The following is a 24648-nucleotide window of genomic DNA, read 5'->3' as shown; positions in this document are numbered from 1 at the left end:
GGTTCGGGTGCGGCGCGAAGCCTGTCTCCACCCTCGCCGATCCGGGCGGGGTCCGCATCCGTGAGGTTCCCCTCTCCCGCCCGTTACCCAGGGGCGTCAGGGGCCAAACCCGTTTGGCCGGTGTCGGTCGCTGCTGGGACAGTGGGGGAGTGCTCCACCGCTATCGCCGCGTCCTCGCCAACTCCGCCCTGCGCCGGGCGCTCGTGCTGGGCTTCCTCGTGCGGATGCCGGTGTTCACCGGCGGCATCGTCCTGACCCTTCACGTCGTGTCAGCTCTCGGTCGCTCGTATGCCGCGGCCGGCCTCGTCTCGGCCGCTGCCACCATCGCCATCGCCGCGAGCGGCCCGTGGCGGGGGCGGCTGCTCGACCGGATGGGCCTGCGCCGCGTCGTGGTCCCCTCGATCGTCGTCGCGGCGGTCTGCTGGTCCATCGCGCCGTTCGTGTCCTACTGGCCGCTGCTCGTGCTGGCCTCGGTGGCCGGGCTGTTCGTCGTCCCGGCGTTCTCGATCATCCGCCAGGCCATCATCGTCGCCGTCCCGGAGGACGAGCGACGCACCGCCATCTCACTGGACTCCGTGGCCGTGGAGCTGTCCTTCATGGTCGGCCCCGCCGCGGGGGTCTGGGCCGCCACCGTGTGGCCGACGGCGTGGGTGCTGTTCGTCATCCAGATGCTGGGTGTCGCGGCCGGCATCCTGCTGTGGGTCGCCGACCCCGTCATCCGGGAGGAGCCCGAGTGCGAGGTCGACGACCAGGGTGTCGAGCGCGCCGCCGCCGCTGCCGTGCCCCGTTCGGCGTGGCTGCGGCCCCGGTTCCTCGCGATCTGCCTGGGTGCGAGCGCGGCCACGCTCGTGCTGGGAGGGTCCGACATCGCGTTCGTGGCGGCCCTGCGCGACTTCGGGACGCCCGGGTCGATCGGCTGGGTGCTGGCAGTGTGGGGGTTCGGCTCGCTGCTCGGCGGCCTGGTGTACGGGGGGCTGCACCGGTCCATCTCAGCGTTCTGGTTGCTCGGTGGCCTCGCTCTCGTGACGGCTCCGATGGCGCTGGCTGCGGGGGCGCCGTCCCTGGCCGTGCTCGGCTTCGTCGCCGGGCTGTTCTGTGCGCCGACCATCACGGCGACCGTTGACCAGGCCAGCCGCGTGGTGCCTGCCGACGCTCGGGGCGAGGCGATGGGGTGGCACGGGTCCTTCATGACCGCCGGTGGAGCACTCGGTGCCCCGTTGGCCGGTGTCGCCATCGACCGGTTCGGCTGGTCCGCCGGGTTCGTCGTCGTGGCCGTGGCCGGGCTGCTCATCGCCCTCGTCGGGGCGGTGGCCACCTCCGGCCGGGCCCGCCGCCACCGTGCTGGTCGGGCCGACCAGGCCGCTGCGGCCAAGCGGTCCGACGAGCAGGGCCGCGCCGCAGCCACGGTCTGAGCGCCGCGCCATACCCGCCATACCCGCCATACCCGCCACACCCGTGCTCGGTTCCCCACCCCATCCCCGCCGAGAGTCGGGGTCGGGTCGGTATGACGCACCCCCAGACCGCACGGACCCGACTCTCGGCGGGAGGGGTCGGCCGCCTGGGCGGTCGGGTCAGACGACCGAGCCGGTGAGCTTCTCCCCGGGGCCCTGGCCGGGCGGGTCGGGGATGACCGAGGCCTCGCGGAACGCCAGCTGCAACGACTTGAGGCCGTCGCGCAGGGGAGCGGCGTGCTGGCTGCCGAGGTCGGGTGCCGAGGCGGTGATCAGGCCGGCGAGGGCGTTGATCAGGCGACGGGCCTCGTCGAGGTCGAGGTGCTCGGCGGCGTCGGGGCCCTCCGCGAGCCCGCACTTGACCGCGGCAGCACTCATCAGGTGGATGGCTGCGGTGGTGATGACCTCGATCGCCGGGACCTCGGAGATGTCGCGGGTCTGCTGGGCGACTTGGTCGGGCCCGGCCGCGTGGTCGTCGTAGCGGGCGGTGGTCGGGTGGGGATTGGGAGATTCCGTGCTCACGCTGGTAGCCTTGCAGATCGACCGGCCGTGAACACTCACGGGGTCGCCCCGGACCAGCTCCGAGGCGGCAACGCAGTGGGCACGGTGTGCAAGAGAAGCAGCACCTGCTTCCACCCGCGTCGACCGCTTCGGTCGCCGGGTCACCGGGTCACCGAGGCGTATGCCGCGGGCGAGAGCCACGCAGCACACGCAGCCTCGGGGCACCCGTGACGGAACTGGTGGGGCTTCTCGCGCGACTGCGGCGGGGAGCCTCTTCTCGTTGGGTGCGGTCAGACATTCCCTGACTGAAGGAGCACCACCATCAGCGAGCCTCGCATCAACGACCGCATCCGGGTCCCGGAAGTGCGGTTGGTTGGCCCCAACGGAGAACAGGTCGGCATCGTGCGCGTCGAGGACGCGCTGCGGCTCGCCGCCGAGGCTGACCTCGACCTCGTCGAGGTGGCCCCGATGGCCAAGCCTCCAGTCGCCAAGCTCATGGACTTCGGCAAGTTCAAGTACGAAGCGGCACTGAAGGCGCGCGAAGCGCGTAAGAACCAGGTCAACACGGTCATCAAGGAGATCAAGCTCCGCCCGAAGATCGACCCGCACGACTACGGCACCAAGAAGGGCCACGTCGAGCGCTTCCTCAAGGGCGGCGACAAGGTCAAGGTGACGATCATGTTCCGCGGACGCGAGCAGTCGCGTCCCGAGCTGGGCTTCCGCCTGCTGCAGCGCCTTGCCGAGGACGTCATCGAGCTGGGCACCGTCGAGTCGGCCCCCAAGCAGGACGGCCGCAACATGATCATGGTGCTCGGTCCGACGAAGAAGAAGTCCGAGGCCATGGCTGAGCAGCGTCGCGCCCGCACCGCCGCGCACGACACGGACGCGGTCGCGGACCCGGCGCAGGACGTCTCCACCGAGACGGCCGCCGAGCCCGCCGCCCCCGAGGCGGAGAGCACCCCGCCGGCCAGCTGAGCCAGCTCCACCCGCAGCCCGGCTCCGCCTCCGACGGGCTGCACCAACTTGTACGAACGCCCTGCACGAACGACACGGTTACACCAACAGCAAGGAGATCGGCCTCATGCCGAAGATGAAGACGCACTCCGGTGCGAAGAAGCGCTTCCGGATCACCGGCACGGGCAAGGTCATGCGCGAGCAGGCTGGCGGTCGCCACCTCCTCGAGCACAAGTCCTCGCGCTTCACGCGCTCGATCGCGAACGACGTCGAGGTGTCCAAGCCGGACTCCAAGAAGGTCAAGAAGCTCCTCGGCCGCTGAGCCGAGCCCATCCATCCCCCATTGTTTGGCCGGGCTCAGCACGAAGCCTCGCAAGCAGATTAGACAGCAAGGAGAACTCACGTGGCACGCGTGAAGCGGGCAGTCAATGCCCAGAAGAAGCGTCGGGTCGTCCTCGAGCGCGCCAGCGGCTACCGCGGACAGCGTTCGCGCCTGTACCGCAAGGCCAAGGAGCAGGTCACCCACAGCCTCGGTTACGCCTACCGGGACCGTCGCGCCAAGAAGGGTGACTTCCGTCGCCTCTGGATCCAGCGCATCAACGCCGGCGCCCGCGCCAACGGCATGACCTACAACCGCTTCATCCAGGGCCTGAAGGCTGCTGAGATCGAGGTCGACCGTCGCATGCTGGCCGAGCTGGCCGTCAACGACGAGGCTGCCTTCACCGCGCTCGTCGAGATCTCGCGCGCGAACGTCCCGGCCGTGGCCGAGACCGCGAACGCCTGATCCAGCGCGTCACAGCACTCCACCCGAGCGCCGGGACATGCCCCAGCCGAACACCCCTCTGACCAATCCCAGGTCGGATCGGGTCAAGTCGGTCCGGGCACTGTCCCGGCGCTCGGTGCGTGACAAGGTCGGCCGGTTCCTCGTCGAGGGGCCGCAGTCGGTGCGGGAGGTGGTCCGCCACCACCCCGAGCTGGTCGTCGACCTCTACCTCACGCCCGACGCGGGACGGCGCTACGGCGAGGTGACCGAGGCCGCCCACGCGGCCGGGCTCCACGTCCACGAGGTCACCGACGAGGTCCTCGCGGCGATGAGCGAGACGCCGACACCGCAAGGCCTGGCCGCGGTGTGCCGCATCCCCTCGGCAGCGCTCGACGACGTGCTCGCGGCAGCGCCGCGGCTGCTCGTCCTGCTGACCAACGTCCGCGACCCGGGCAACGCCGGCACCGTCATCCGTGGTGCGGACGCCGCCGGTGCCGATGCCGTCCTGGTGAGCGATGCCTCGGTCGACGTGTTCTCGCCGAAGGTGGTGCGGTCCACCGCCGGGTCGCTGTTCCACCTGCCGGTCGTGACCGGGCTCCCGGTCACGGACACCATCGCTGCGCTGCGCGGCGCCGGGGTCCGGGTCCTCGCCGCCGACGGGGCCGGGACCGTGCTGCTGCCCGAGGTCGACCTCGCGCCGGCGCACGCCTGGGTCATGGGCAACGAGGCGTGGGGCCTGGAGGCAGAGGTCCGGGCGCAGTGCGACGAGGTCGTGCGCGTGCCGATCTACGGACTGGCCGAGTCGCTGAACCTCGCCATGGCAGCGACGGTCTGTGTCTACGCCTCCGCAGCCGCACAGAGGGGCTAGGGTTCCCGCCATGGACTACCGGCCCGGCTCCATCCTCGACCCCGAGCGGGCCGCGATGGCCAGCGAGGTGCTCCCGGACGGCCTGATCGCCGCCGAGGCCGATGCCAGGATCAGCTTCCTCAACCGCCGGGCCGTGCAGGTGCTGGGGATGCGCCCGCGCCAGCTGGTCGGCCGCGACATCCGTGAGGCGCTGACCCTGCGCGACAGCGACGGCACGGACTGGTGGGAGGTCACCGACCCGTGGCGGGGGCTCAACATCCGCACCGGTCACCGCGAGAAGTTCCTCATGCTCGAGGGCGGTCGCGAGATCCTCGTCACCGCGAAGTACCTGCGTCCGGCACGCAACCAGCCGGTCAACCGCGTCATCGTCATGGTCCGCGACGCCGAGGCCCGCCGCCGGCTCGAGGCCGACCACGCCGCCCTGATCTCGACGGTGGCGCACGAGCTGCGTTCGCCCCTGACCTCGGTCAAGGGGTTCTCCTCGACCCTGCTGCGGCGCTGGGACCGCTTCACCGACGACCAGAAGCGCCTCATGATCGAGACCATCGAGGCCGACGCCGACCGCGTCACCCGGCTCATCACCGAGCTGCTCGACATCTCGCGCATCGACGCCGGTCGCCTGCAGATCCGGCCGCAGCCCATCGACGTCGCGGCGGTCTACGGCCGCCACGTCGAGCGTGCGGTCGCGTCCGGGCTGGAGCGCGGACGGTTCGCGGTGGACGTGCCCGCGGACCTCCCGGAGGTGTGGGCGGACCCCGACCGGCTCGACCAGATCCTGTCCAACCTCATCGAGAACGCGTTCCGGCACGGTGAGGGCGTCATCACCCTCTCGGCCAGCAAGGCGTGCGGCGACGCCCAGGACCTGCTCGCCTCCAAGGGGCACCACCAGGGGGTGGACCTCGTGGTCAGCGACGAGGGCAAGGGCATCGCGCCCGACCACCGCGACATCGTGTTCAGCCGGTTCTGGCACGGAGCGAGCCGGGGGAGCACCGGCCTGGGCCTGTACGTCGTCAAGGGCCTCGTCGAGGCGCACGGCGGCCGGGTGCAGGTCGAGTCGGCCCCGAGCGGCGGCGCGCAGTTCCGGCTCAGCCTGCCGTCCGAGCCCCCGGACTACCTCACCTGAGCGCATCGTGCCGGCCGTAAGGCCGTGCCAGCGGCGTCGCCAGTGCCAGTGATGCAGCCCGAGCCGCCCGTCCCGGTTTCCGGAACCCGGTTGCACCGCGCAGGCCCCTCGGTCAGGCTGGGTCCATGACCCGCCTCGCCGAGCGATTTACCGCGCCTTCGGACGCGGTCGCACGGCTGCGCTGAGGGCACCCACCGTGGACGGTTCCTCGTCCGCGCGCGTCGGCTCCGCGCCATACCCGTATGCGGTGTGGCCACCACGGAGCCCCGCCCCATCCTCGCGCCCGCTCACCGCCACCGAAGGCTGAACCCGTCACCAACCCACCACCGGGGACGCCGTCGTGCGCCCCTAGACTCGGTGGGCCGACCCGGGCGCCGAGCCGTGCGCGCCGACGGGTGGAGAGCCCCCGAGGCTGCGCCGACAGAGGAAGTGGCATGTCAGGACCCAACAAGCAGTACGACCCCGTCGAGGTCGCCGCGCTGGACCCGGCCGTGGTCGACCAGGCCGTGGCCGACGCCGTGGCCGCGATCGCCGCCGCAGACTCCCTCGATGCGCTGAAGGCTGCCCGCCTCGCGCACCAGGGGGAGAAGAGCCCGCTGGCACTGGCCAACCGCGAGATCGGGGCACTGCCGCCGAGCGCCAAGGCCGAGGCCGGCAAGCGCGTCGGCCAGGCCCGTGGTCGCGTCGGCCAGGCGCTCACCGCCCGGCAGGCCGAGCTGGAAGCCGAGCGCGACGAGCGGATCCTCGTCGAGGAGACCATGGACCTGACCGTCCGAGCGCCGCGTCGCCCGCTGGGTGCCCGGCACCCGATCAGCCTGGTCTCGGAGCGGATCGAGGACATCTTCGTCGCCATGGGCTGGGAGATCGCCGAGGGCCCGGAGGTCGAGTCGGAGTGGCTGAACTTCGACGCCCTCAACCTGTCCCCGGACCACCCTGCGAGGGGAGAGGCCGACACCTTCTTCATCGCCCCGAGCGGATCGGGCCTCGTGCTGCGCACGCACACGTCGCCGGTGCAGATCCGGACGATGCTCGATCGCGAACCGCCCATCTACGTCCTGTGCCCCGGCAAGGTGTTCCGCACCGACGACCTCGATGCGACGCACACGCCGGTGTTCCACCAGTTCGAGGGCCTGGTCGTGGACGAGGGCATCACCATGGCGCACCTCAAGGGGACGCTCGACGCGTTCGTCCAGCGCCTGTTCGGTGACGGCATCGTCACCCGGCTGCGCCCCAACTACTTCCCCTTCACCGAGCCCAGCGCCGAGATCGACTGCCAGTGCTGGATCTGCGGCGGCCAGGACCCGTCCTGCCGCACCTGCGGCGGCACCGGGTGGATCGAGCTCGGCGGCTGCGGCATGGTCAACCAGCGCGTGCTGCGCGCCGCCGGCGTCGACCCGGACCGCTACTCCGGGTTCGCGTTCGGGCTCGGCATCGAGCGTTCGTTGATGCTGCGCCACGGCGTGGGGGACATGCACGACATCGTCGAGGGAGACGTACGTTTCTCCCGCCAGTTCGGAATGGAGATCTGATGCACGCGCCCGTGTCCTGGCTTCGTGAGCTGGCCGACGTGCCCGCCGACGCCACCGGTGCCGACATCGCCGCTGCCCTGGTCCGGGTCGGGCTCGAGGAGGAGGGGCTCAGTGGTGGCGACATCAGCGGTCCCCTCGTCGTCGGCCGGGTCCTGACCGTCGAGCCCGAGCCGCAGAAGAACGGCAAGACGATCAACTGGTGCACCGTCGACGTGGGCGACCACGGCCAGCGGGTCACCGAGGGCAAGGCCCAGGAGATCGTCTGCGGTGCGCACAACTTCACGGTCGGCGACCTCGTCGTCTGCGTGCTGCCCGGCGGCGTGCTGCCCGGTGGGTTCGAGATCTCGGCCCGCAAGACCTACGGCCACGTGTCCAACGGCATGATCTGCTCGGCCCGCGAGCTCGGCCTGGGTGACGACCACGACGGCATCATCGTGCTGTCCGAGCTCCTCGGTGAGGAGGCGGCCGCGGCGCTCACCCCCGGCGACGACGCCATCGAGCTGCTCGACCTGGCCGACGAGGTCGTCGAGGTCAACGTCACGCCCGACCGTGGCTACTGCTTCTCGATGCGCGGCATCGCGCGCGAGTACGCCCTGTCCACCGGTGGCGCCTTCCGCGACCCGGCAGCCCTCGACGTGGCCCCCACCGGCACCGACGGGTATGCCGTCAGCCTCACGGACGAGGCGCCCATCGACGGCGTGCCCGGCTGCGACCGGTACGTCGCCCGGGTCGTGCGCGGGGTCGATGCCTCGGCCCCGACGCCGCCGTGGATGGCCAAGCGCCTCACCCAGCTCGGAATGCGCCCGATCTCACTGGCCGTGGACGTCACCAACTACGTGATGGTGCTGCTCGGCCAGCCGCTGCACGCGTTCGACCTGTCCACCCTGTCGGGTGGGGTCGGCACGAGGCGGGCCCGGGGTGGCGAGAAGCTCACGACCCTGGACGACGTCGCGCGTGCGCTCGACCCTCAGGACCTGCTCATCGTCGACGGCGTGGACCGCCCCCTGGCCATCGCCGGGGTGATGGGCGGTGCGTCGTCCGAGGTGACCTCCTCGACGACGGACGTCCTCATCGAGGCCGCCCACTTCGACCCCATCTCCGTCGCGCGCTCGTCGCGTCGGCACAGGCTCACGACGGAGGCGTCCAAGCGGTTCGAGCGCGGGGTCGACCCGGCGGTGACCGCTGCGGCGGCACAGCTCGCCGTCGACCTGTTGGTGAAGCACGGCGGTGGCACGGCTGACGCCGGTGTCACCGATGTCGACCACCGCACCGCACGCGAGGCGATCGCCTTCGACACCACGCTGCCCACGCGCTACGTCGGGCTCGACTACCCCCACGACGAGGTCGTGGGCACGTTGCGTGCCATCGGCTGCGAGGTCACCGAGTCCGGGGACGCCGCCGTCGAGGTCCTGCCGCCGACGTGGCGTCCCGACCTCACGAACGGCCCCGACCTGGTGGAGGAGGTCGCCCGCGTCCGTGGGTACGACCAGATCCCGTCGGTCCTGCCCACGCCGAAGAACGGCCACGGGCTCACCCACGGCCAGCGGGTGCGCCGGGTCGTCGCCACCACCTTGGCCCAGCAGGGGCTCGTCGAGGTCCTCACCTACCCGTTCGTCGCACCCTCCCTGTTCGACGCCCTCGGGTACGCGCCGCAGGACGCTCGGCGGCGTGCCGAGTCGTTGGTCAACCCGCTCTCCGAAGAGCTGCCGCTGATGCGCACCTCTGTGCTCGACACCCTCCTGGAGGCGTTGCGCCGCAACGTCGCCCGCGGACAGCGCGATGTCGCGGTCTACGAGCTCGGGCTCGTGACGATCGGTCGCGAACGCCCCTCCGACGCCCCCGTCCCCGGTATCGAGGTCAAGCCGGACGACGAGGTCCTGGCCCAGATCCGGGCTGCGGTCCCCGAGCAGCCGCGGCACGTCGCCATGGCTGCTGCCGGCGAGGCGGAGCGGGGCGGACCGTGGGGCCCGGGCCGCAAGGTCGACGCGTCCGACGCGGTCGCGTGGGCGCTGTCCGTGGGCACGGCCCTGGGCCTCGACCTGGTCGTCGCCGCCACCGAACGTGCTCCGTGGCACCCCGGGCGGGTGGCCAGCATCGCGCTGCAGGACGGCACGGTGGTCGGCCATGCCGGCGAGCTGCACCCGAAGGTCACCTCGGGGCTCGACCTCCCGGCACGGACGGTGGCGGCCGAGCTCGACGTCGACGTCCTCGTGGCCGCGACCGGTGTGCCGTTCCAGGCGAGCGAGCTGTCGACCTACCCGGCCGCCCACACCGACGTGGCCCTCGTCGTCGCCGAGGAGGTGCCTGCCGCCCACGTCGAGGGGGCCCTGCGCTCCGGTGCCGGTGACCGGCTCGAGTCGGTGCAGCTCTTCGACATCTACCGTGGTGAGCAGGTCGGTGCCGGGCACAAGTCCCTGGCCTACCGACTCACCTTCCGTGCGGCCGAGCGCACCCTGACCACCGACGAGGTCAGTGCCCTGCGCGACGCCGCGGTCGCCGCCGCGTCTGAGCGCACGGGCGCGGTGCAGCGGTGACGCGGCCGGTAGCCCTCGTCACGGGTGCCTCGCGCGGCATCGGGCGTCGCCTCGCCGACGCCTTCGAGCAGGCCGGGTATGCCGTCGAGCGGGGTTCGCGCGAGGTCGCCGACGTCACCGACCGGGCTGCCGTCGACCGCTGGGTCGACGCCGTGGTCGCCCGCCACGGCCGGATCGACGTGCTCATCAACAACGCCGGCGTCATCGACAGCGAGGTGCCGATCCACGAGGCCGATCCCGACGAGTGGTGGCACACCATGGAGGTCAACGTCCTCGGGCCGTTCCTCGTGACGCGCGCCGTGCTCCCGCACATGGTGGCGGCCGGCTCTGGCCGGGTGATCAACCTCAACAGCGGCGCCGGGGTGCGCCCCGGGGCGGTCGCGTCGGCCTACAACGTGAGCAAGACGGCGCTCGCGCGGCTGACAGGCTCCACCGACCTCGCCGGCCGTGACCGCGGCGTGTTCGCCTTTGACCTCGCCCCGGGCATCGTGCGCACCGACATGACGGAGGCGATGGTCGCCCACGAGGGGCGCACGGACTGGACCGACCCCGGCGAGGTGACGGCGCTGGCGCTGGCCCTCGCGGCGGGGGAGCACGACATGTGGTCGGGCCGGATGGTGCGCGCCGGTGTCGACACCGCGGCCTCGCTCCGGGACCGTGCGACAGGCGGCCTCGATGACGCCGACCGGACCATCACCCTGGTGCCGTGGGGGGACGACGACCCCCTGGGCTGACGTCCACGGGCCGGTCCACCGGTGCATGAACTATCGGTGCCGTGTATATTCATGCAGATGCAGCGCGTGGCGGTCGCCGGAGCCAGTGGTTACGCCGGGGGAGAGATCCTCCGGCTCCTGCTGGCGCACCCCGAGGTGGAGATCGGTGCGGTGACCGCCGCCTCGAGCGCCGGGCAGCTGCTCGGCGCCATCCACCCGCACCTCACCCCGCTCGCGAGCCGGGTGGTCGAGGAGACCACCCCGAAGACGCTCTCCGGCCACGACGTCGTCTTCCTCGCGCTCCCTCACGGCCACTCGGGGTCACTCGCGGCACAGCTCGCCGACGACGTGGTGGTGCTCGACTGCGGCGCGGACTTCCGGTTGAGGGACGCCGAGGCGTGGGAGTCGTTCTACGACACCCCGCACGCCGGGACCTGGGCCTACGGGATGCCCGAGCTCCCGGTCGGCGGAGGCATCCCGCAGCGCGATGCCCTCGTGGGTGAGCGGCACGTCGCGGTCCCGGGCTGCTACCCGACCGCGGTCTCGCTGGCCCTCGCCCCGGGCTATGCAGCGGGCGTCCTGGCTCCCCGCGACGTCGTCGTGGTGGCCGCCTCCGGCACCTCGGGTGCCGGCAAGTCCCTCAAGCCCCACCTGCTGGGCGCCGAGGTCATGGGTGCCATGTCGCCATACGGGGTCGGCGGCACGCACCGCCACACCCCCGAGATCGAGCAGAACCTGTCCCTGGCGGCCGGCCAGGACGTCACCGTCTCCTTCACCCCCACGCTGGCACCGATGCCGCGCGGCATCCTCGCCACGTGCACCGCGCCGCTTGCCGAGGGGGTCGACGCGGCGAGCGTGCGCTCCGTCTGGGAGCAGGCGTATGCCGCGGAGCCGTTCGTCCACGTGCTGCCCCAGGGGTCCTGGCCCTCGACCGGAAGCGTCCTCGGCAGCAACAACGTGCACCTGCAGGTCGTCGTCGACGAACGCGTCGGGCGGGTCGTCGTCGTGGCGGCGGTGGACAACCTGACCAAGGGCACGGCCGGTGCGGCGTTGCAGTGCATGAACCTCGCCCTGGGGCTCCCCGAGACCCTGGGTCTCCCCACGGCAGGGGTGGCGCCGTGAGCCTGCCCCTGCACCTGATGCGCCACGACCAGGAGGTCGCGTTCGTCCGGCTCCCGGCTGGTGAGGAGCCGTCGTGGGACTGGCGCACCGGCCCGCTGGCGTCGATCACCTACACGAACAGCGAGACCTCGATCGTCTCCGCGTTCGACGCGCTGCCCGACGGCGTGCAGAAGGAAGGGCCACTCACCGCCTTCGAGATCGCCGGACCGCTCGACTTCACCATGGTCGGTGTCCTCTCCGGGCTGCTGGAACCCTTGGCCCGCAAGAAGATCAGCATCCTCGCGCTCTCGACCTACGACACGGACTGGATCCTCGTGGACAGTGACCGGGCCGATGACGCATCCGACACCTGGCGCCGCGGTGGGCACACCGTCGCCCCGGCCAAGCTCTCGGGAGGTCGCTCATGAGCACCACCACGCCTACCGGTTTCCGCGCTGCCGGGGTGGCCGCCGGACTCAAGAGCACCGGGGCCCCCGACCTGGCGCTGGTCGTCAACGACGGTCCGGACCACCACGCCGCCGCGGTGTTCACGAGCAACCGCGTGGAGGCCGCGCCGGTGACCTGGTCGCGGCAGGTGCTGACCGACGGACGGGTCGACGCCGTCGTCCTCAACTCCGGTGGGGCCAACGCCTGCACGGGCGCACAGGGTTTCGCCGACACCCACGCGACGGCCGAGAAGGTCGCCGACGTGCTGGGGGTCTCGGCCGGCGACGTGGTGGTCTGCTCGACAGGCCTGATCGGGGAGCTGCTGCCCATGGACCGGGTCCTCGGGGGCGTCGACGCAGCTGCGGCCGCGCTGCACGCCGAGGGCGGCGAGGACGCGGCCATCGCGATCAAGACCACCGACACCGTGCACAAGCAGGCCGTCGCCCAGCGCGACGGCTGGAGCGTCGGCGGCATGGCCAAGGGCGCGGGCATGCTCGCCCCCGCCCTGGCGACCATGCTCGTCGTCGTGACCACCGACGCCGTCGTGGATGAGCGTGGGCTCGACGGAGTCCTGCGATCGGCCACGGGCACGACGTTCGACCGCATCGACTCTGACGGCTGTCAGTCGACCAACGACACCGTGGTGCTGCTCGCCTCGGGTGCGTCGGGCGTGACGCCGGGTGCCAACGAGCTCACGGCCGCGGTCACCGAGGTCTGCGCGAGCCTCGCACGGCAGCTCATCGCCGATGCCGAGGGCGCCCACCACGACATCGCCATCGAGGTGCGCTCGGCGGCCACCGAGGCCGACGCGCTGGAGGTGGCCCGCTCGATCGCCCGCAACAACCTCTTCAAGTGCGCGGTCTTCGGCAACGACCCCAACTGGGGCCGGGTGCTGGCCGCCGTCGGCACCACCAGGGCGGCGTTCGACCCGCACCAGCTCGACGTCTCCATGAACGGCATCCGGGTGTGCCGGGCCGGGGGCGTGGGGGAGGACCGTTCCCTCGTGGACCTCACCGGTCGAGAGGTCCACGTGCTGGTCGACCTGCACGCCGGGGACCAGGCGGCGACGGTCTGGACCAACGACCTCACCCATGACTACGTCCACGAGAACTCGGCCTACTCCAGCTGAAGGCAGCCCTGACCCACATGACCGTCCCTCCCGTCCCCACCCCCGCGGCCACACCGACCAGCACGCCGACGAGCACCGTGCGTGGCCAGATCGGTAAGGCTGCCCTGCGGGTGGCCCGCGGCAAGGCCCAGACCCTCGTCGAGGCGCTGCCGTGGCTCGAACGCTTCCGTGGCTCGCTCGTCGTGGTCAAGTACGGCGGCAACGCCATGGTCGACGACGAGCTCAAGGCTGCCTTCGCCCAAGATGTCGCCTTCCTGCGCTACGCGGGTCTGCGTCCCGTCGTGGTGCACGGCGGTGGCCCGCAGATCGCGCAGATGCTCGGCCGGATGGGGCTCGAGAGCGAGTTCCGCGGTGGTCTGCGGGTCACGACGCCGGAGGTCATGGACGTCGTCAGGATGGTGCTCACCGGCCAGGTGGGTCGCGAGCTCGTCGGCCTGCTCAACCAGCACGGCCCCGTCGCCGTCGGCCTGTCCGGCGAGGACGCCGGCCTGTTCGGCGCCCGTCGTCGTGGCACCGAGGTGGACGGCGAGGAGGTTGACCTCGGGCTCGTCGGGGACGTGGTCACCGTGAACCCGGGTGCGGTGCAGGACATCCTCGACGCCGGCCGGATCCCGGTCGTCTCGACCGTCGCCCCCGACCTGGACGTCGAGGGACAGGTGCTCAACATCAACGCCGACACCGCGGCCGCCGCCCTCGCGGTCGCGCTCGGTGCCCACAAGCTGGTCATGCTCACCGACGTCGAGGGCGTCTACGCCGACTGGCCGGACCGTGACTCGCTGCTGTCGTCGCTGTCGGTCAGCGGTGCGCGCGACCTGATCGGCCGGGTCGACGCCGGCATGATCCCCAAGCTCGAGGCGTGCGTCCGGGCCGTCGACAACGGCGTCCCGCAGGCCCACGTCATCGACGGCAGGCAGCCGCACTCGCTGCTGCTCGAGGTGTTCACCTCCGAGGGCATCGGCACGATGGTCGTCCCCGACATCAAGACCGACACCGACCCCGCTCCCGCAACGGAAGACGACGCCCGATGACCACTCGCAACGACGAGCTGCTCGAACGCTACGAGCACTCGGTCCTCGGTGTCTTCGGCCGGCCGCCGCTCGTGCTGTCCCACGGAGAGGGCTGCTGGGTCTGGGACGTCGACGGCAAGCGCTACCTCGACCTGCTCGGCGGCATCGCCGTGAACGCCCTCGGTCACGGCCACCCGGCGCTCGTCGCAGCGATCAGCAGGCAGGCGGCCGAGGCGATCCACGTCTCCAACCTGTTCACCTCGCCCGGGCAGATCGCCCTGGCCGAGCGCATCCTCGGCATCGCCGATGCGCCCGAGGGCTCGGCGGTCTTCTTCGCCAACTCCGGCGCCGAGGCCATCGAGGCGGCCATCAAGCTGAGCCGTCGCACGGGGCGTAGCGGGATCGTGGCAGCGGAGGGAGCGTTCCACGGCCGCACCACCGGTGCGCTCGCCCTCACCCACAAGGCGGTCTACCGGGAGCCGTTCGCCCCGCTCATCCCCGGAGTCAGCCACGTGCCGTACGGCGACGAGGCCGCCCTGCGCACGGCCGTCGGGCCCGGCACCGGTGCCGTCGTCCTCGAACCCGTCCAGGGTGAGGCGGGGGTCATCGAGGCCGGTGCGGCATACCTCCGGCTCGCGCGTGAGCTCACCACCCAGCACGGCGCGCTGCTCGTCGTCGACGAGATCCAGACCGGGATCGGGCGCACGGGCACGTGGTTCGCGCTCCAGCAGGCGGGAATCGTCCCTGACGCGATCACCCTCGCCAAGGGCCTCGGGGGAGGCGTGCCGATCGGTGCGCTGGTGACGTTCGGTCCCTACGTGTCGGGGCTGCTCACAGCCGGTCAGCACGGCTCGACGTTCGGCGGCAACCCGCTGGCTGCGGCGGCCGGGCTCGCGGTCATCGACACCATCGAGGAGCAGGACCTGCTCGCGCACGCAGCCGAGGCGGGGCAGCACCTCGTCGAGGCCGTGGCGGCACTGGGCCACCCGCTGGTCACCGGGGTCCGTGGCCTGGGCCTGTTGCGGGCCATCACGCTCGCCGCCCCGGTCGCCGCACAGGTGGCCGCCGCCGCCCGGGACGCGGGCTTCATCGTCAACCCGGTGGCGCCGGACGCCCTGCGCCTCGCCCCGCCGTTGATCGTCACCACCGAGCAGCTCGACTCGTTCGTCGCGGCCCTGCCCGGCCTGCTCGACGCCGCCACCACCACGAAGGACGCCTGATGACCCGCCACTTCCTGCGTGACGACGACCTGACCGCCGACGAGCAGGCCCTGGTGCTGCAGCGGGCCCTGGAGCTCAAGGCCGCGCCGTACTCCCGCACCCCGCTGGCCGGACCACGGGTCGTGTCGGTCATCTTCGACAAGCCCACCCTGCGCACCCAGGTCTCCTTCGCGGGCGCGATCACCGGGCTCGGCGGCCACCCGATGGCCGTCGACGGTAACCTCGCGCAGATCGGCACCCGCGAGTCCATCGCCGACGTCGCCAGGGTCCTCGGCCCGCAGTCCGCGGCGATCGTCTGGCGCACCCACGGCCAGGCGCGGATCGAGGAGATGGCGGCCCACGCCGGGGTGCCTGTGGTCAACGCGCTGACCGACGAGTTCCACCCCTGCCAGATCCTCGCCGACCTGATGACCGTGCTGGAGCACCGGGGCTCGCTGGCCGGCCTGAACTTCGCCTACGTCGGTGACGGCGCCAACAACATGGCGCACTCCTACCTCCTGGGGTGCACGCTCGCGGGGATGCACGTGCGCATCGGCACCCCTGCGAGCCACCAGCCCGACGCCGCGATCCTTGCTCGTGCCAACGAGATCGCGGCTGAGCAGGGTGGCTCCGTCGTCGTCACCGCTGACGCGAACGAGGCCGTTGCGGGAGCCGATGTCGTCGTCACCGACACGTGGGTCTCGATGGGCATGGAGGAGCAGAAGGGTGACCGGCAGGGGGCCCAGAGCCCATTCGTGCCGTTCGCCGTGACCGAGCGGCTCATGGGTGCCGCCGCTGACGACGCGATCTTCCTGCACTGCCTCCCCGCCTACCGCGGCTTCGAGGTCGAGGCCGCCGTCATCGACGGGCCGCAGTCGGTGGTCTGGGACGAGGCGGAGAACCGGCTGCACGCCCAGAAGGCCCTGCTCTCGTTCCTGCTGGAGGGCGCGTGACCATCGCGGCGACCCGCACCGGGCGCCAGCGCCGGATCGTGGACCTGCTCGGCAGGCACGAGGTGCACTCGCAGGGGGACCTGCTCGCGCTGCTCGCCCAGGACGGCATCGAGGTCACCCAGGCGACGCTGTCGCGCGACCTCCTCGAGCTCGGCGCCGTCAAGGTCCGGGCCGGCCGTTCCCTCGTGTATGCCGTGCCGGGGGAGGGCGGTGACCGCACCGCCCGGCCCGCCCGGGACGGGACGGCCCTGACCGCCAGGCTGCGCCGGGTCTGCGAGGAGCTGCTCGTGACCGCCGAGCCGTCCCACAACCTCGTCGTGCTGCGCACTCCACCCGGAGCGGCGAACTTCCTCGCCTCGGCCATCGACCACGCAGCGCTGGCGGGGGTGCTCGGCACCATCGCCGGGGACGACACGATCATGATCATCACCACCGGCACGGCGGCGAGCCGGCGCACCGCAGCCGAGCTGCTCGCGCTCGCAGGCACCCCCGACTGACCGCCGGCCCCCGACTGACCGCCGGCCCCCGCAGGACCGCAGCACCACCCCGGACCAGACCGCACGCCATACCCAGGAGCAACTCGTGAGCCCCGACAGCCCGACCCCCACCGAGCACCCCGCCCAGGTCGACCCGCCGCAGTCCGGCAAGGTCAGCCTGTGGGGTGGGCGCTTCGCCGGCGGACCCGCCGACGCGCTCGCGGCCCTGAGCAAGTCGACCCACTTCGACTGGCGGCTCGCGCCGTACGACCTCGCGGGGTCGCGGGCCCACGCCCGGGTGCTGCACGCCGCGGGCCTGCTGGACGACGCGTCGCTCGATGCCATGCTCGCCGGCCTGGCGCAGCTCGCGACCGACGTCGAGTCCGGCGCGTTCACGCCGGCGGAGGACGACGAGGACGTGCACACCGCCCTCGAGCGCGGGCTCATCGAGCGCGCCGGCGCCGACGTCGGGGGGCGCCTCCGGGCCGGGCGCTCGCGCAACGACCAGGTGGCCACGCTGTTCCGGATGTACCTGCGCGACCACGCGCGCTCGGTCGCGGCGCTGGTCCTCGACGTCGTCGACGCCCTCGTCTCGCAGGCCTCGCGCCACCCGGACGTCGCCATGCCCGGCCGCACGCACCTGCAGCACGCCCAGCCCGTCCTGCTGGCCCACCACCTGCTCGCCCACGCCTGGGCGCTGCTGCGCGACGTGCAGCGGCTCCAGGACTGGGACGTGCGGGCCGCGGTGTCGCCGTACGGCTCCGGTGCGCTGGCGGGATCCTCGCTCGGGCTCGACCCGGAGGCGGTCGCGTCCGACCTGGGCTTCACCACCTCGGTCGAGAACTCCATCGACGGCACGGCCTCACGCGACTTCGTCGCAGAGATGGCCTTCGTCGCGGCCATGACCGCGGTCGACATCTCCCGTCTCGCCGAGGAGGTCGTCCTGTGGGCCACCAAGGAGTTCTCGTTCGTCACCCTCGACGACGCCTACTCCACCGGGTCCAGCATCATGCCGCAGAAGAAGAACCCCGACGTGGCCGAGCTCGCCCGCGGCAAGGCGGGTCGGCTCGTCGGCGACCTCGCCGGGCTCATGACGACGCTCAAGTCGCTGCCGCTCGCCTACAACCGTGACCTCCAGGAGGACAAGGAGCCGGTGTTCGACGCGGTCGACACCCTCGAGGTCCTGCTGCCGGCGTTCAGCGGCATGGTCGAGACGATGCAGTTCAACACCGCTCGGCTGGCCTCCCTTGCACCGCAGGGCTTTTCGCTCGCCACCGACATCGCCGAGTGGCTGGTCCGTGAGGGCGTGGCGTTCCGGGTCGCCCACGAGGTGGCCGGTGCGTGCGTGCGGGAGTGCGAGGGCCGCGACATCGAGCTGTGGGACCTCACGGACGCCGACCTCGCCTCGATCTCGCCGCACCTCACCCCGGGGGTCCGCGAGGTGCTGAGCGTCGAGGGTTCGCTGGCGTCCCGCAGCGCCAAGGGCGGCACCGCCCCGGTGCGGGTCGCCGAGCAGCTCGGACGGGTCCGGGACCTGGTCGCCGCGGCCCGGCAGTGGTCGGGGACGCCCATCACGGTGCGCTGAGCCGGACCCGGTCGAGAAACACGTCGCCGAAGTCCCGGGATTTCGTGGCGCCTTCGCGCTAGGTTCGGTGACGTGGGTCACAGGTGATCCGCCTCGACCTTCGCGACAAGGACGGTGCCATGGGTGTCAGCGACGACCTCACTGCGGCTGCGGGTCACGTGGCCGGACTGCGACGCGCGGTGACCGCGCTCTCGAAGGACCTCGGCAACACCATCGACGTGCAGCGCCTGCGCGACGACGTCGTGCGCCTCGCGGACGACGTCGACCTCGTGGCGAGGGCAGCCGGCGTCGGTTCGCAGGACCGCGCCGGCGGACCGGGCGAGATCGTGTTCATCACCGACGAGGAGTACGACCCCTCGCTGTGGTCGGACGCCGAGGACGAGGGCGTCGGTCCGTCCCGGGGCCACTGAGGTGTCGAACGCCCCCTTCGGCGGCGGCGTCCATGCCCCCGGTCGGGCTCGAGTGGCCGCGCGGACGCTCCGTGAGGACCGGTGGTGGCTCCAACCGCTGGTCACCTTCGTCTGCTTCACCGCGTGGCTCCTCTACGGCCTGGTGCGGGCCAGCCTCCAGAGGGACTACTACGTCGCGGACTACGGCTACCTCACGCCGTTCTACTCCCCGTGCCTGTCCACCTCGTGCGTGCCCGGTTCGACCCACTTCGGCACGCCCTTCGGTGAGTGGCCCGCACTCATCCCGTATGCGGCGCTCACCCTGCCGTTCCTGCTCCTGTTCCGGCTGACCTGCTACTACTACCGCAAGGCCTACTACCGCTCGTTCTGGCTGTCGCCGCCGGCGTGTGCGGTCCCCGAAGCGCACCGCTCCTACTCGGGCGAGACGCGGTTCCCGCTGGTCGTGCAGAACCTGCACCGCTACTTCTTCTACGCAGCGGTGCTCATCAGCCTCATCAACACCTACGACGTGCTGCACGCGTTCCGGGGCAAGGACGGCGGCTTCGGCCTCGGCCTGGGGACGCTCATCCTGCTCGCCAACGTCGTGCTGCTGTGGTGCTACACCCTCGGCTGCCACTCCTGCCGCAACATCGTCGGCGGCCGGCTCAACCACTTCAGCAAGCACCCTCTGCGCTACAAGGCGTGGGGCCTGGTGGGCAAGCTCAACGCCCGGCACATGACGTTCGCGTGGGTGACGCTCGGAAGTCTCGTGGTCACCGACGCCTACATCGCCCTGGTCTCCTCCGGGGCGCTCTCCGACCTGCGCATCATCAACTAGGAGCGCGAGTGACCGACGCCGAACGCCCCGAGAACCTCGAACGGCACGAGTACGACGTCATCGTCATCGGTGCCGGGGGCGCCGGCCTCCGGGCGGCGATCGAGGCCCGCGAGCGGGGACTGCGCACGGCGGTCATCTGCAAGAGCCTGTTCGGCAAGGCGCACACGGTCATGGCCGAGGGCGGCATCGCGGCGTCGATGGGCAACGCGAACGAGAAGGACAGCTGGCAGGTCCACTTCCGCGACACGCTTCGCGGCGGCAAGTTCCTCAACAACCCGCGCATGGCAGAGCTGCACGCCAAGGAGGCGCCGCAGCGCGTGTGGGAGCTGGAGACGTATGGCGCGTTGTTCGACCGGACCCCGGACGGCCGGATCAGCCAGCGCAACTTCGGTGGACACGAGTACCCGAGGCTCGCGCACGTCGGCGACCGCACAGGCCTGGAGCTGATCCGCACCCTGCAGCAGAAGATCGTCAGCCTCCAGCAGGACGACCACCGCGAGACCGGCGACTACGAGTCCCGCTTGCGGGTGTTCGCCGAGCTGACCGTCACCGACATCCTCAAGGACGGCTCGGGGGCGGTGTCCGGGGCGTTCGGGTACTGGCGCGAGACAGGTCGTTTCGTGGTGTTCTCGGCGCCGGCGATCATCCTGGCCACCGGAGGTATCGGGAAGTCCTTCAAGGTGACGAGCAACTCCTGGGAGTACACCGGTGACGGCCACGCCCTGGCGCTGCGTGCCGGTGCTGCGCTGGTCAACATGGAGTTCATCCAGTTCCACCCCACCGGCATGGTCTGGCCACCGTCGGTCAAGGGCATCCTCGTCACCGAGTCGGTGCGCGGCGACGGGGGAGTGCTGCGCAACTCCGACGGCAAGCGCTTCATGTTCGACTACGTGCCCGACGTGTTCCGGGGCCAGTACGCCGACTCCGAGGAGGAGGCCGACCGCTGGTACAAGGACCCGGAGAACAACAAGCGACCGCCCGAGCTCCTGCCGCGCGACGAGGTGGCGCGCGCCATCAACAGCGAGGTCAAGGAGGGGCGCGGTTCACCGCACGGCGGTGTCTTCCTCGACGTGTCGACCAGGTTGCCGGCCGAGGAGATCACCCGGCGGCTCCCGTCCATGCACCACCAGTTCAAGGAGCTCGCCGACGTCGACATCACGGCCGAGCCGATGGAGGTCGGCCCGACGTGCCACTACGTCATGGGGGGCGTGGAGGTCGACGCAGACACCGCGGCCACCGCCGTGCCGGGCCTGTATGCAGCGGGCGAGGTCGCCGGCGGCATGCACGGGTCCAACCGGCTGGGCGGCAACAGTCTGTCGGACCTCCTGGTGTTCGGCCGTCGAGCGGGTGCCGGCGCCGCGGAATACGTTGCCGCACTTGGTGACTCACGTCCCACCGTGAGGGACGAGGATGTGGCGACGGCGACAGAGGTCGCGCTGGCTCCTTTCCGGGAGGCTGCCGAGAACCCCTACGCGCTGCACAGCGAGATGCAGCAGAAGATGAACGACCTCGTCGGCATCATCCGGCGCGAGGGCGAGGTCCGTGAGGCGCTCGAGATGCTGGACGAGATGGACGAGCGCGTGCAGAGCGTCGGGGTGCACGGCAACCGGCCCTTCAACCCCGGGTGGCACCTCGCCCTCGACCTGCGCAACATGCTGGCGGTCTGTCGCTGCGTGGCACTCGCTGCCCTCGAGCGCACCGAGTCCCGTGGTGGTCACACCCGGGAGGACTTCCCGAAGATGGACCCGCAGTGGCGCGGCGTCAACCTCATCTGCACGCTCGACGACGCGGGCGCCATCGCGCTGAGGCACCAACCAGTGCCCGAGATCCGGCAGGACCTGCTCGAGCTGTTCGAACGCAGCGAGCTGGCCAAGTACCTCACCGACACGGAGCTGGCCCGCCGCGACGGGCCGGAAGCGCACTCAGGGGCAGCGCCACCACCGGCAGTGCAACGGACCGACGACGGGAGCGGGGCATGAGCTACGACGCGAAGTTCAAGGTCTGGCGCGGGGACGCGGACGGCGGCGACCTCGAGGACTACACCGTGGAGGTCAACGAGGGCGAGGTCGTCCTCGACATCATCCACCGGCTCCAGGCGACCCAGGCGCCCGACCTGGCCGTCCGGTGGAACTGCAAGGCCGGCAAGTGCGGGTCGTGCAGCGCCGAGATCAACGGGCGCCCGCGGCTGCTCTGCATGACCCGGATGAGCACCTTCGAGGAGAGCCAGACCATCACGGTGACGCCGCTGCGGACGTTCCCCGTCCAGCGCGACCTCGTCACCGACGTCTCCTTCAACTACCAGAAGGCGCGCGAGGTCCAGGCCTTCTCGCCGCCCGAGGGGCTGCAGCCGGGGGAGTACCGCATGCAGCAGGTCGACGTGGAGCGCAGCCAGGAGTTCCGCAAGTGCATCGAGTGCTTCCTGTGCCAGGACGTCTGCCACGTGGTGCGTGACCACGAGGACAACAAGCACGCCTTTGCGGGCCCGCGGTTCCTCATGCGCGTCGCCGAGCTCGACATGCACCCGCTCGACAGCGCCGACCGGCGCCCGGCGGCGCGCGAGCAGCACGGCCTCGGCTACTGCAACATCACCAAGTGCTGCACGGAGGTCTGCCCCGAGCACATCAAGATCACCGACAACGCGCTGATCCCGCTCAAGGAACGTGTCGTCGACCGTCACTACGATCCCGTGGTGTGGCTGGGCAACAAGATCCGTCGTCGCAAGGACTGAGCGAGGTCCTTGCAGGTCCGCGCCTGCCGCGGTCGTTCTTCGCGCGCGACGTCCTGACCGTGGCGCCCGCCCTGCTCGGCGCCACCGTCCGCCACGCCGGCGTGACCATCCGGCTCACCGAGGTCGAGGCGTACTCGGGCGAGTCGGACCCGGGATCGCACGCCTTCCGTGGCCCCACACCCCGCACCGAGGTGATGTTCGGCCCGGCGGGTCACCTCTACGTCTACTTCACCTACGGGATGCACTGGTGCGCCAACATCGTCTGTGGTGACGAAGGCGCTGCCAGTGCGGTGCTCCTGCGCGCCGGTGAGGTGGTGCAGGGCGAGGACGTCGCGGCGTCGCGTCGAGAGGGGGTCCGGCGCCGGGACTGGGCCCGGGGCCCGGCGCGGCTGGCCACGACCCTCGGACTCGACGGCGCACAGACAGGCCTGGACGCCTGTACGGCCGACTCCCCGGTGACCTTCCACGCCCCGGTCCCGGGTGCCGACCCGGCCGTGGTGCAGAGCGGTCCCCGCGTGGGGGTGTCGGGGGCCGGCGGTGACGGGCACGTGCATCCGTGGCGCTTCTGGCTGGCGGACGAGCCCACCGTGTCGGTGTACCGACCCGCAAAACCCCGTGCGCGCCGTACCCACCCATAGGGCAGGCTGTGCTCGTGCCTGTGGTCCCGCGGCACACCCCACCGGACAGGAGAACCCCCACCGTGAACGACATCCTCGACGAGCTGCAGTGGCGAGGACTGGTGGCCCAGACCACCGACGAGTCCGCGCTGCGCCGAGCACTCGCCGACGGGCCGATCACGGCGTACTGCGGGTTCGACCCGACTGCTCCTTCGCTGCACTTCGGGAACCTCGTCCAGCTCGTCGTCATGCGACACCTCCAGCGAGCCGGCCACCGCATCATCTGCCTCGTGGGCGGGTCGACCGGCCTGATCGGTGACCCGCGCCCCTCGTCCGAGCGGGTCCTCAAGACCAAGGAGCAGACGGCCGAGTGGGTGGCCGGCATCCAGCAGCAGGTGCGTCCCTTCCTCGACTTCGAGGGCGACAACGCGGCCCTGATGGTCAACAACCTCGACTGGACGGCGCCGCTGTCAGCCCTGGACTTCCTGCGCGACATCGGCAAGCACTTCCGGGTCAACCAGATGGTCAAGAAGGACGCGGTCGCCGCACGGTTGAACAGCGACGAGGGGATCTCCTACACCGAGTTCAGCTACCAGATCCTCCAGGGCCTGGACTACCTGCAGCTCTACCGCGACTTCGGCTGCACCCTGCAGACCGGGGGACAGGACCAGTGGGGCAACCTCACAGCCGGCTCGGACCTCATCCACCGGGTGGAGGGGAAGTCGGTGCACCTGCTGACCACGCCGCTCATCACCGATGCGGCAGGCACGAAGTTCGGCAAGAGCGAGGGGAACGCCATCTGGCTGAATCCCGAGATGACCAGTCCCTACGCCTGGTACCAGTACTGGATCAACGTGGAGGACGCCTCGGTCATCAAGCTGCTCAAGGTCTTCACCGACCGGGGGGCCGACGAGATCGCCCGGCTCGAGGAGTCGCTCGCGCAGAAGCCGTTCCTGCGGGAGTGCCAGAAGGCGCTGGCAGCCGACGTCACGACGCTCGTCCATGGGGCCGCGGCCACCGCTGCCGTCCAGGCGGCCTCGGAGGCGTTGTTCGGCAAGGGTGACGTGAGGACCCTGGACGCGGACACGTTGCGCGACGCCACGGGCGAGCTCCCCGGGGGAGAGGTCGCGGTGGGCATGTCGGTCACCGATGCCCTCGTGGCCGTGGGCCTGGTCGACTCGCGCAACGCGGCACGGCGGGTCATCAGCGACGGCGGTGCCTCGCTCAACAACGTCAAGCTCGGTGATCCCGAGCAGACCCTGCGTTCGGAGGACTTCCTGCACGGACAGGTCGTCCTGCTGCGTCGAGGACGCAAGTCCCTGGCCGCTGGACGGCCCGCAGGGCGCTGACCTGCGGATTTGTCGTTTTCGCAGAACGCCCTCTAATGTTTACGACGTCAGCCCGACAGGGAGGAACGGACACCACCGCGGTCACCACCGCGAAGAAGGCCGGTCCCGGGGCTGAACCCCACATGCAGTACAGTTCTTCTCTGGCGCACTTCGGTGCGCGAAACGAGCAAGAGCGTGGGGGCTTTCCACCACGGTTTTCCTCTCCGCCAAGCGGATTTGGGAAAACGAACACGGAAAGCATACGATTGAGAGGTTGCCCCGGAAGCTTCGCCGAAAGGCGAGTTGATGGTGTGCGTCCGATCCTTGAGAACTCAACAGCGTGTCAAAAATCGATGCCAATTACCTCGTCTCTGGGGTGCCGGCTGCATGGACCGTTTGGTTTGTGGGTTGGTGT

General features: G+C 71.1%; 24 protein-coding genes. 23 read left to right on the top strand and 1 reads right to left on the bottom strand.

The genetic code is table 11. The features are described from left to right. The first annotated feature begins 149 nt into the window (after window positions 1-149). Window positions 150-1412, top strand: a complete 1263-nt coding sequence (locus ABEG17_RS19550) for an MFS transporter (RefSeq protein WP_406831164.1) — start codon at window positions 150-152, stop codon at window positions 1410-1412. 159 nt (window positions 1413-1571) lie between these two features. On the opposite strand, the gene ABEG17_RS19545 is transcribed toward ABEG17_RS19550, so the two are convergent. Continuing rightward, window positions 1572-1973, bottom strand: coding sequence for a DUF1844 domain-containing protein (locus tag ABEG17_RS19545; protein WP_406831163.1), 402 nt, complete (start codon window positions 1971-1973; stop codon window positions 1572-1574). A 342-nt stretch (window positions 1974-2315) separates the two neighbouring features. Between ABEG17_RS19545 and infC the strand changes: the two genes are divergently transcribed. The 22 genes from infC (at window position 2316) to tyrS (ending at window position 24254) form a co-directional block, all read left to right on the top strand. After that, window positions 2316-2927 (top strand): translation initiation factor IF-3, encoded by a 612-nt coding sequence (gene infC / locus ABEG17_RS19540; RefSeq protein WP_406831162.1) that lies wholly within the window; start codon window positions 2316-2318, stop codon window positions 2925-2927. A gap of 106 nt (window positions 2928-3033) precedes the next feature. Then, window positions 3034-3228 carry a 50S ribosomal protein L35 gene (gene rpmI / locus ABEG17_RS19535; protein WP_056917513.1) on the top strand — a complete coding sequence of 65 codons (195 nt, stop codon included), beginning with the start codon at window positions 3034-3036 and terminating at the stop codon, window positions 3226-3228. An 81-nt stretch (window positions 3229-3309) separates the two neighbouring features. Continuing rightward, on the top strand, window positions 3310-3690 hold the full coding sequence (gene rplT / locus ABEG17_RS19530; RefSeq protein WP_406831161.1) for a 50S ribosomal protein L20: 381 nt from the start codon (window positions 3310-3312) through the stop codon (window positions 3688-3690). Window positions 3691-3727: 37 nt separating this feature from the next. Then, window positions 3728-4537 carry a TrmH family RNA methyltransferase gene (locus ABEG17_RS19525; protein WP_406831160.1) on the top strand — a complete coding sequence of 270 codons (810 nt, stop codon included), beginning with the start codon at window positions 3728-3730 and terminating at the stop codon, window positions 4535-4537. Between the two features lie 10 nt (window positions 4538-4547). Beyond that, entirely contained in the window at window positions 4548-5660 is a 1113-nt protein-coding gene (locus ABEG17_RS19520; RefSeq protein ID WP_406831159.1) for an ATP-binding protein, read from the top strand. Between the two features lie 434 nt (window positions 5661-6094). After that, window positions 6095-7189 carry a phenylalanine--tRNA ligase subunit alpha gene (pheS, locus tag ABEG17_RS19515; RefSeq protein ID WP_406831158.1) on the top strand — a complete coding sequence of 365 codons (1095 nt, stop codon included), beginning with the start codon at window positions 6095-6097 and terminating at the stop codon, window positions 7187-7189. Next, window positions 7189-9723, top strand: a complete 2535-nt coding sequence (gene pheT, locus ABEG17_RS19510) for a phenylalanine--tRNA ligase subunit beta (protein WP_406831157.1) — start codon at window positions 7189-7191, stop codon at window positions 9721-9723. Before pheS ends, pheT begins: the two co-directional genes overlap by 1 nt. After that, window positions 9720-10457, top strand: coding sequence for an SDR family oxidoreductase (locus tag ABEG17_RS19505; protein ID WP_406831156.1), 738 nt, complete (start codon window positions 9720-9722; stop codon window positions 10455-10457). The genes pheT and ABEG17_RS19505 overlap by 4 nt, the downstream gene beginning before the upstream one ends. 57 nt (window positions 10458-10514) lie before the next feature. Next, window positions 10515-11558: an N-acetyl-gamma-glutamyl-phosphate reductase gene (gene argC / locus ABEG17_RS19500; protein WP_406831155.1), complete on the top strand. Its 1044-nt coding sequence runs from the start codon at window positions 10515-10517 to the stop codon at window positions 11556-11558. Then, on the top strand, window positions 11555-11965 hold the full coding sequence (locus tag ABEG17_RS19495; protein WP_406831154.1) for an ACT domain-containing protein: 411 nt from the start codon (window positions 11555-11557) through the stop codon (window positions 11963-11965). The genes argC and ABEG17_RS19495 overlap by 4 nt, the downstream gene beginning before the upstream one ends. Further along, window positions 11962-13113, top strand: coding sequence for a bifunctional glutamate N-acetyltransferase/amino-acid acetyltransferase ArgJ (gene argJ / locus ABEG17_RS19490; RefSeq protein ID WP_406831153.1), 1152 nt, complete (start codon window positions 11962-11964; stop codon window positions 13111-13113). The genes ABEG17_RS19495 and argJ overlap by 4 nt, the downstream gene beginning before the upstream one ends. Window positions 13114-13130: 17 nt before the next feature. After that, window positions 13131-14141 carry an acetylglutamate kinase gene (gene argB / locus ABEG17_RS19485; RefSeq protein WP_406831152.1) on the top strand — a complete coding sequence of 337 codons (1011 nt, stop codon included), beginning with the start codon at window positions 13131-13133 and terminating at the stop codon, window positions 14139-14141. Further along, complete coding sequence (locus ABEG17_RS19480) at window positions 14138-15340, top strand: acetylornithine transaminase (RefSeq protein ID WP_406831151.1); 1203 nt, start codon at window positions 14138-14140, stop codon at window positions 15338-15340. Before argB ends, ABEG17_RS19480 begins: the two co-directional genes overlap by 4 nt. Continuing rightward, a complete protein-coding gene (gene argF / locus ABEG17_RS19475) occupies window positions 15340-16272 on the top strand; it encodes an ornithine carbamoyltransferase (RefSeq protein WP_406831150.1) in 933 nt (310 codons plus the stop codon). The genes ABEG17_RS19480 and argF overlap by 1 nt, the downstream gene beginning before the upstream one ends. Next, window positions 16269-16769 carry an arginine repressor gene (locus ABEG17_RS19470; RefSeq protein WP_406831149.1) on the top strand — a complete coding sequence of 167 codons (501 nt, stop codon included), beginning with the start codon at window positions 16269-16271 and terminating at the stop codon, window positions 16767-16769. The genes argF and ABEG17_RS19470 overlap by 4 nt, the downstream gene beginning before the upstream one ends. Window positions 16770-16926: 157 nt before the next feature. Next, on the top strand, window positions 16927-18333 hold the full coding sequence (argH, locus tag ABEG17_RS19465; RefSeq protein ID WP_406833242.1) for an argininosuccinate lyase: 1407 nt from the start codon (window positions 16927-16929) through the stop codon (window positions 18331-18333). 83 nt (window positions 18334-18416) lie between these two features. Next, window positions 18417-18743: a hypothetical protein gene (locus ABEG17_RS19460; RefSeq protein WP_406831148.1), complete on the top strand. Its 327-nt coding sequence runs from the start codon at window positions 18417-18419 to the stop codon at window positions 18741-18743. A gap of 1 nt (window position 18744) precedes the next feature. Next, complete coding sequence (locus ABEG17_RS19455; protein WP_406831147.1) at window positions 18745-19560, top strand: hypothetical protein; 816 nt, start codon at window positions 18745-18747, stop codon at window positions 19558-19560. An 8-nt stretch (window positions 19561-19568) separates the two neighbouring features. Beyond that, window positions 19569-21539 carry a fumarate reductase/succinate dehydrogenase flavoprotein subunit gene (locus tag ABEG17_RS19450; RefSeq protein WP_406831146.1) on the top strand — a complete coding sequence of 657 codons (1971 nt, stop codon included), beginning with the start codon at window positions 19569-19571 and terminating at the stop codon, window positions 21537-21539. Then, window positions 21536-22288: a succinate dehydrogenase/fumarate reductase iron-sulfur subunit gene (locus tag ABEG17_RS19445; protein ID WP_406831145.1), complete on the top strand. Its 753-nt coding sequence runs from the start codon at window positions 21536-21538 to the stop codon at window positions 22286-22288. The genes ABEG17_RS19450 and ABEG17_RS19445 overlap by 4 nt, the downstream gene beginning before the upstream one ends. Next, window positions 22252-22926 carry a DNA-3-methyladenine glycosylase gene (locus tag ABEG17_RS19440; protein ID WP_406831143.1) on the top strand — a complete coding sequence of 225 codons (675 nt, stop codon included), beginning with the start codon at window positions 22252-22254 and terminating at the stop codon, window positions 22924-22926. Before ABEG17_RS19445 ends, ABEG17_RS19440 begins: the two co-directional genes overlap by 37 nt. Window positions 22927-22988: 62 nt before the next feature. Next, complete coding sequence (gene tyrS, locus ABEG17_RS19435) at window positions 22989-24254, top strand: tyrosine--tRNA ligase (protein ID WP_406831142.1); 1266 nt, start codon at window positions 22989-22991, stop codon at window positions 24252-24254. Window positions 24255-24648 lie beyond the last annotated feature (394 nt).

Source organism: Pedococcus sp. KACC 23699 (assembly GCF_045348425.1).
In the GTDB taxonomy this organism is placed as follows: Bacteria; Actinomycetota; Actinomycetes; order Actinomycetales; family Dermatophilaceae; genus Pedococcus.
This window is presented reverse-complemented; position numbering and strand designations above follow the sequence as displayed.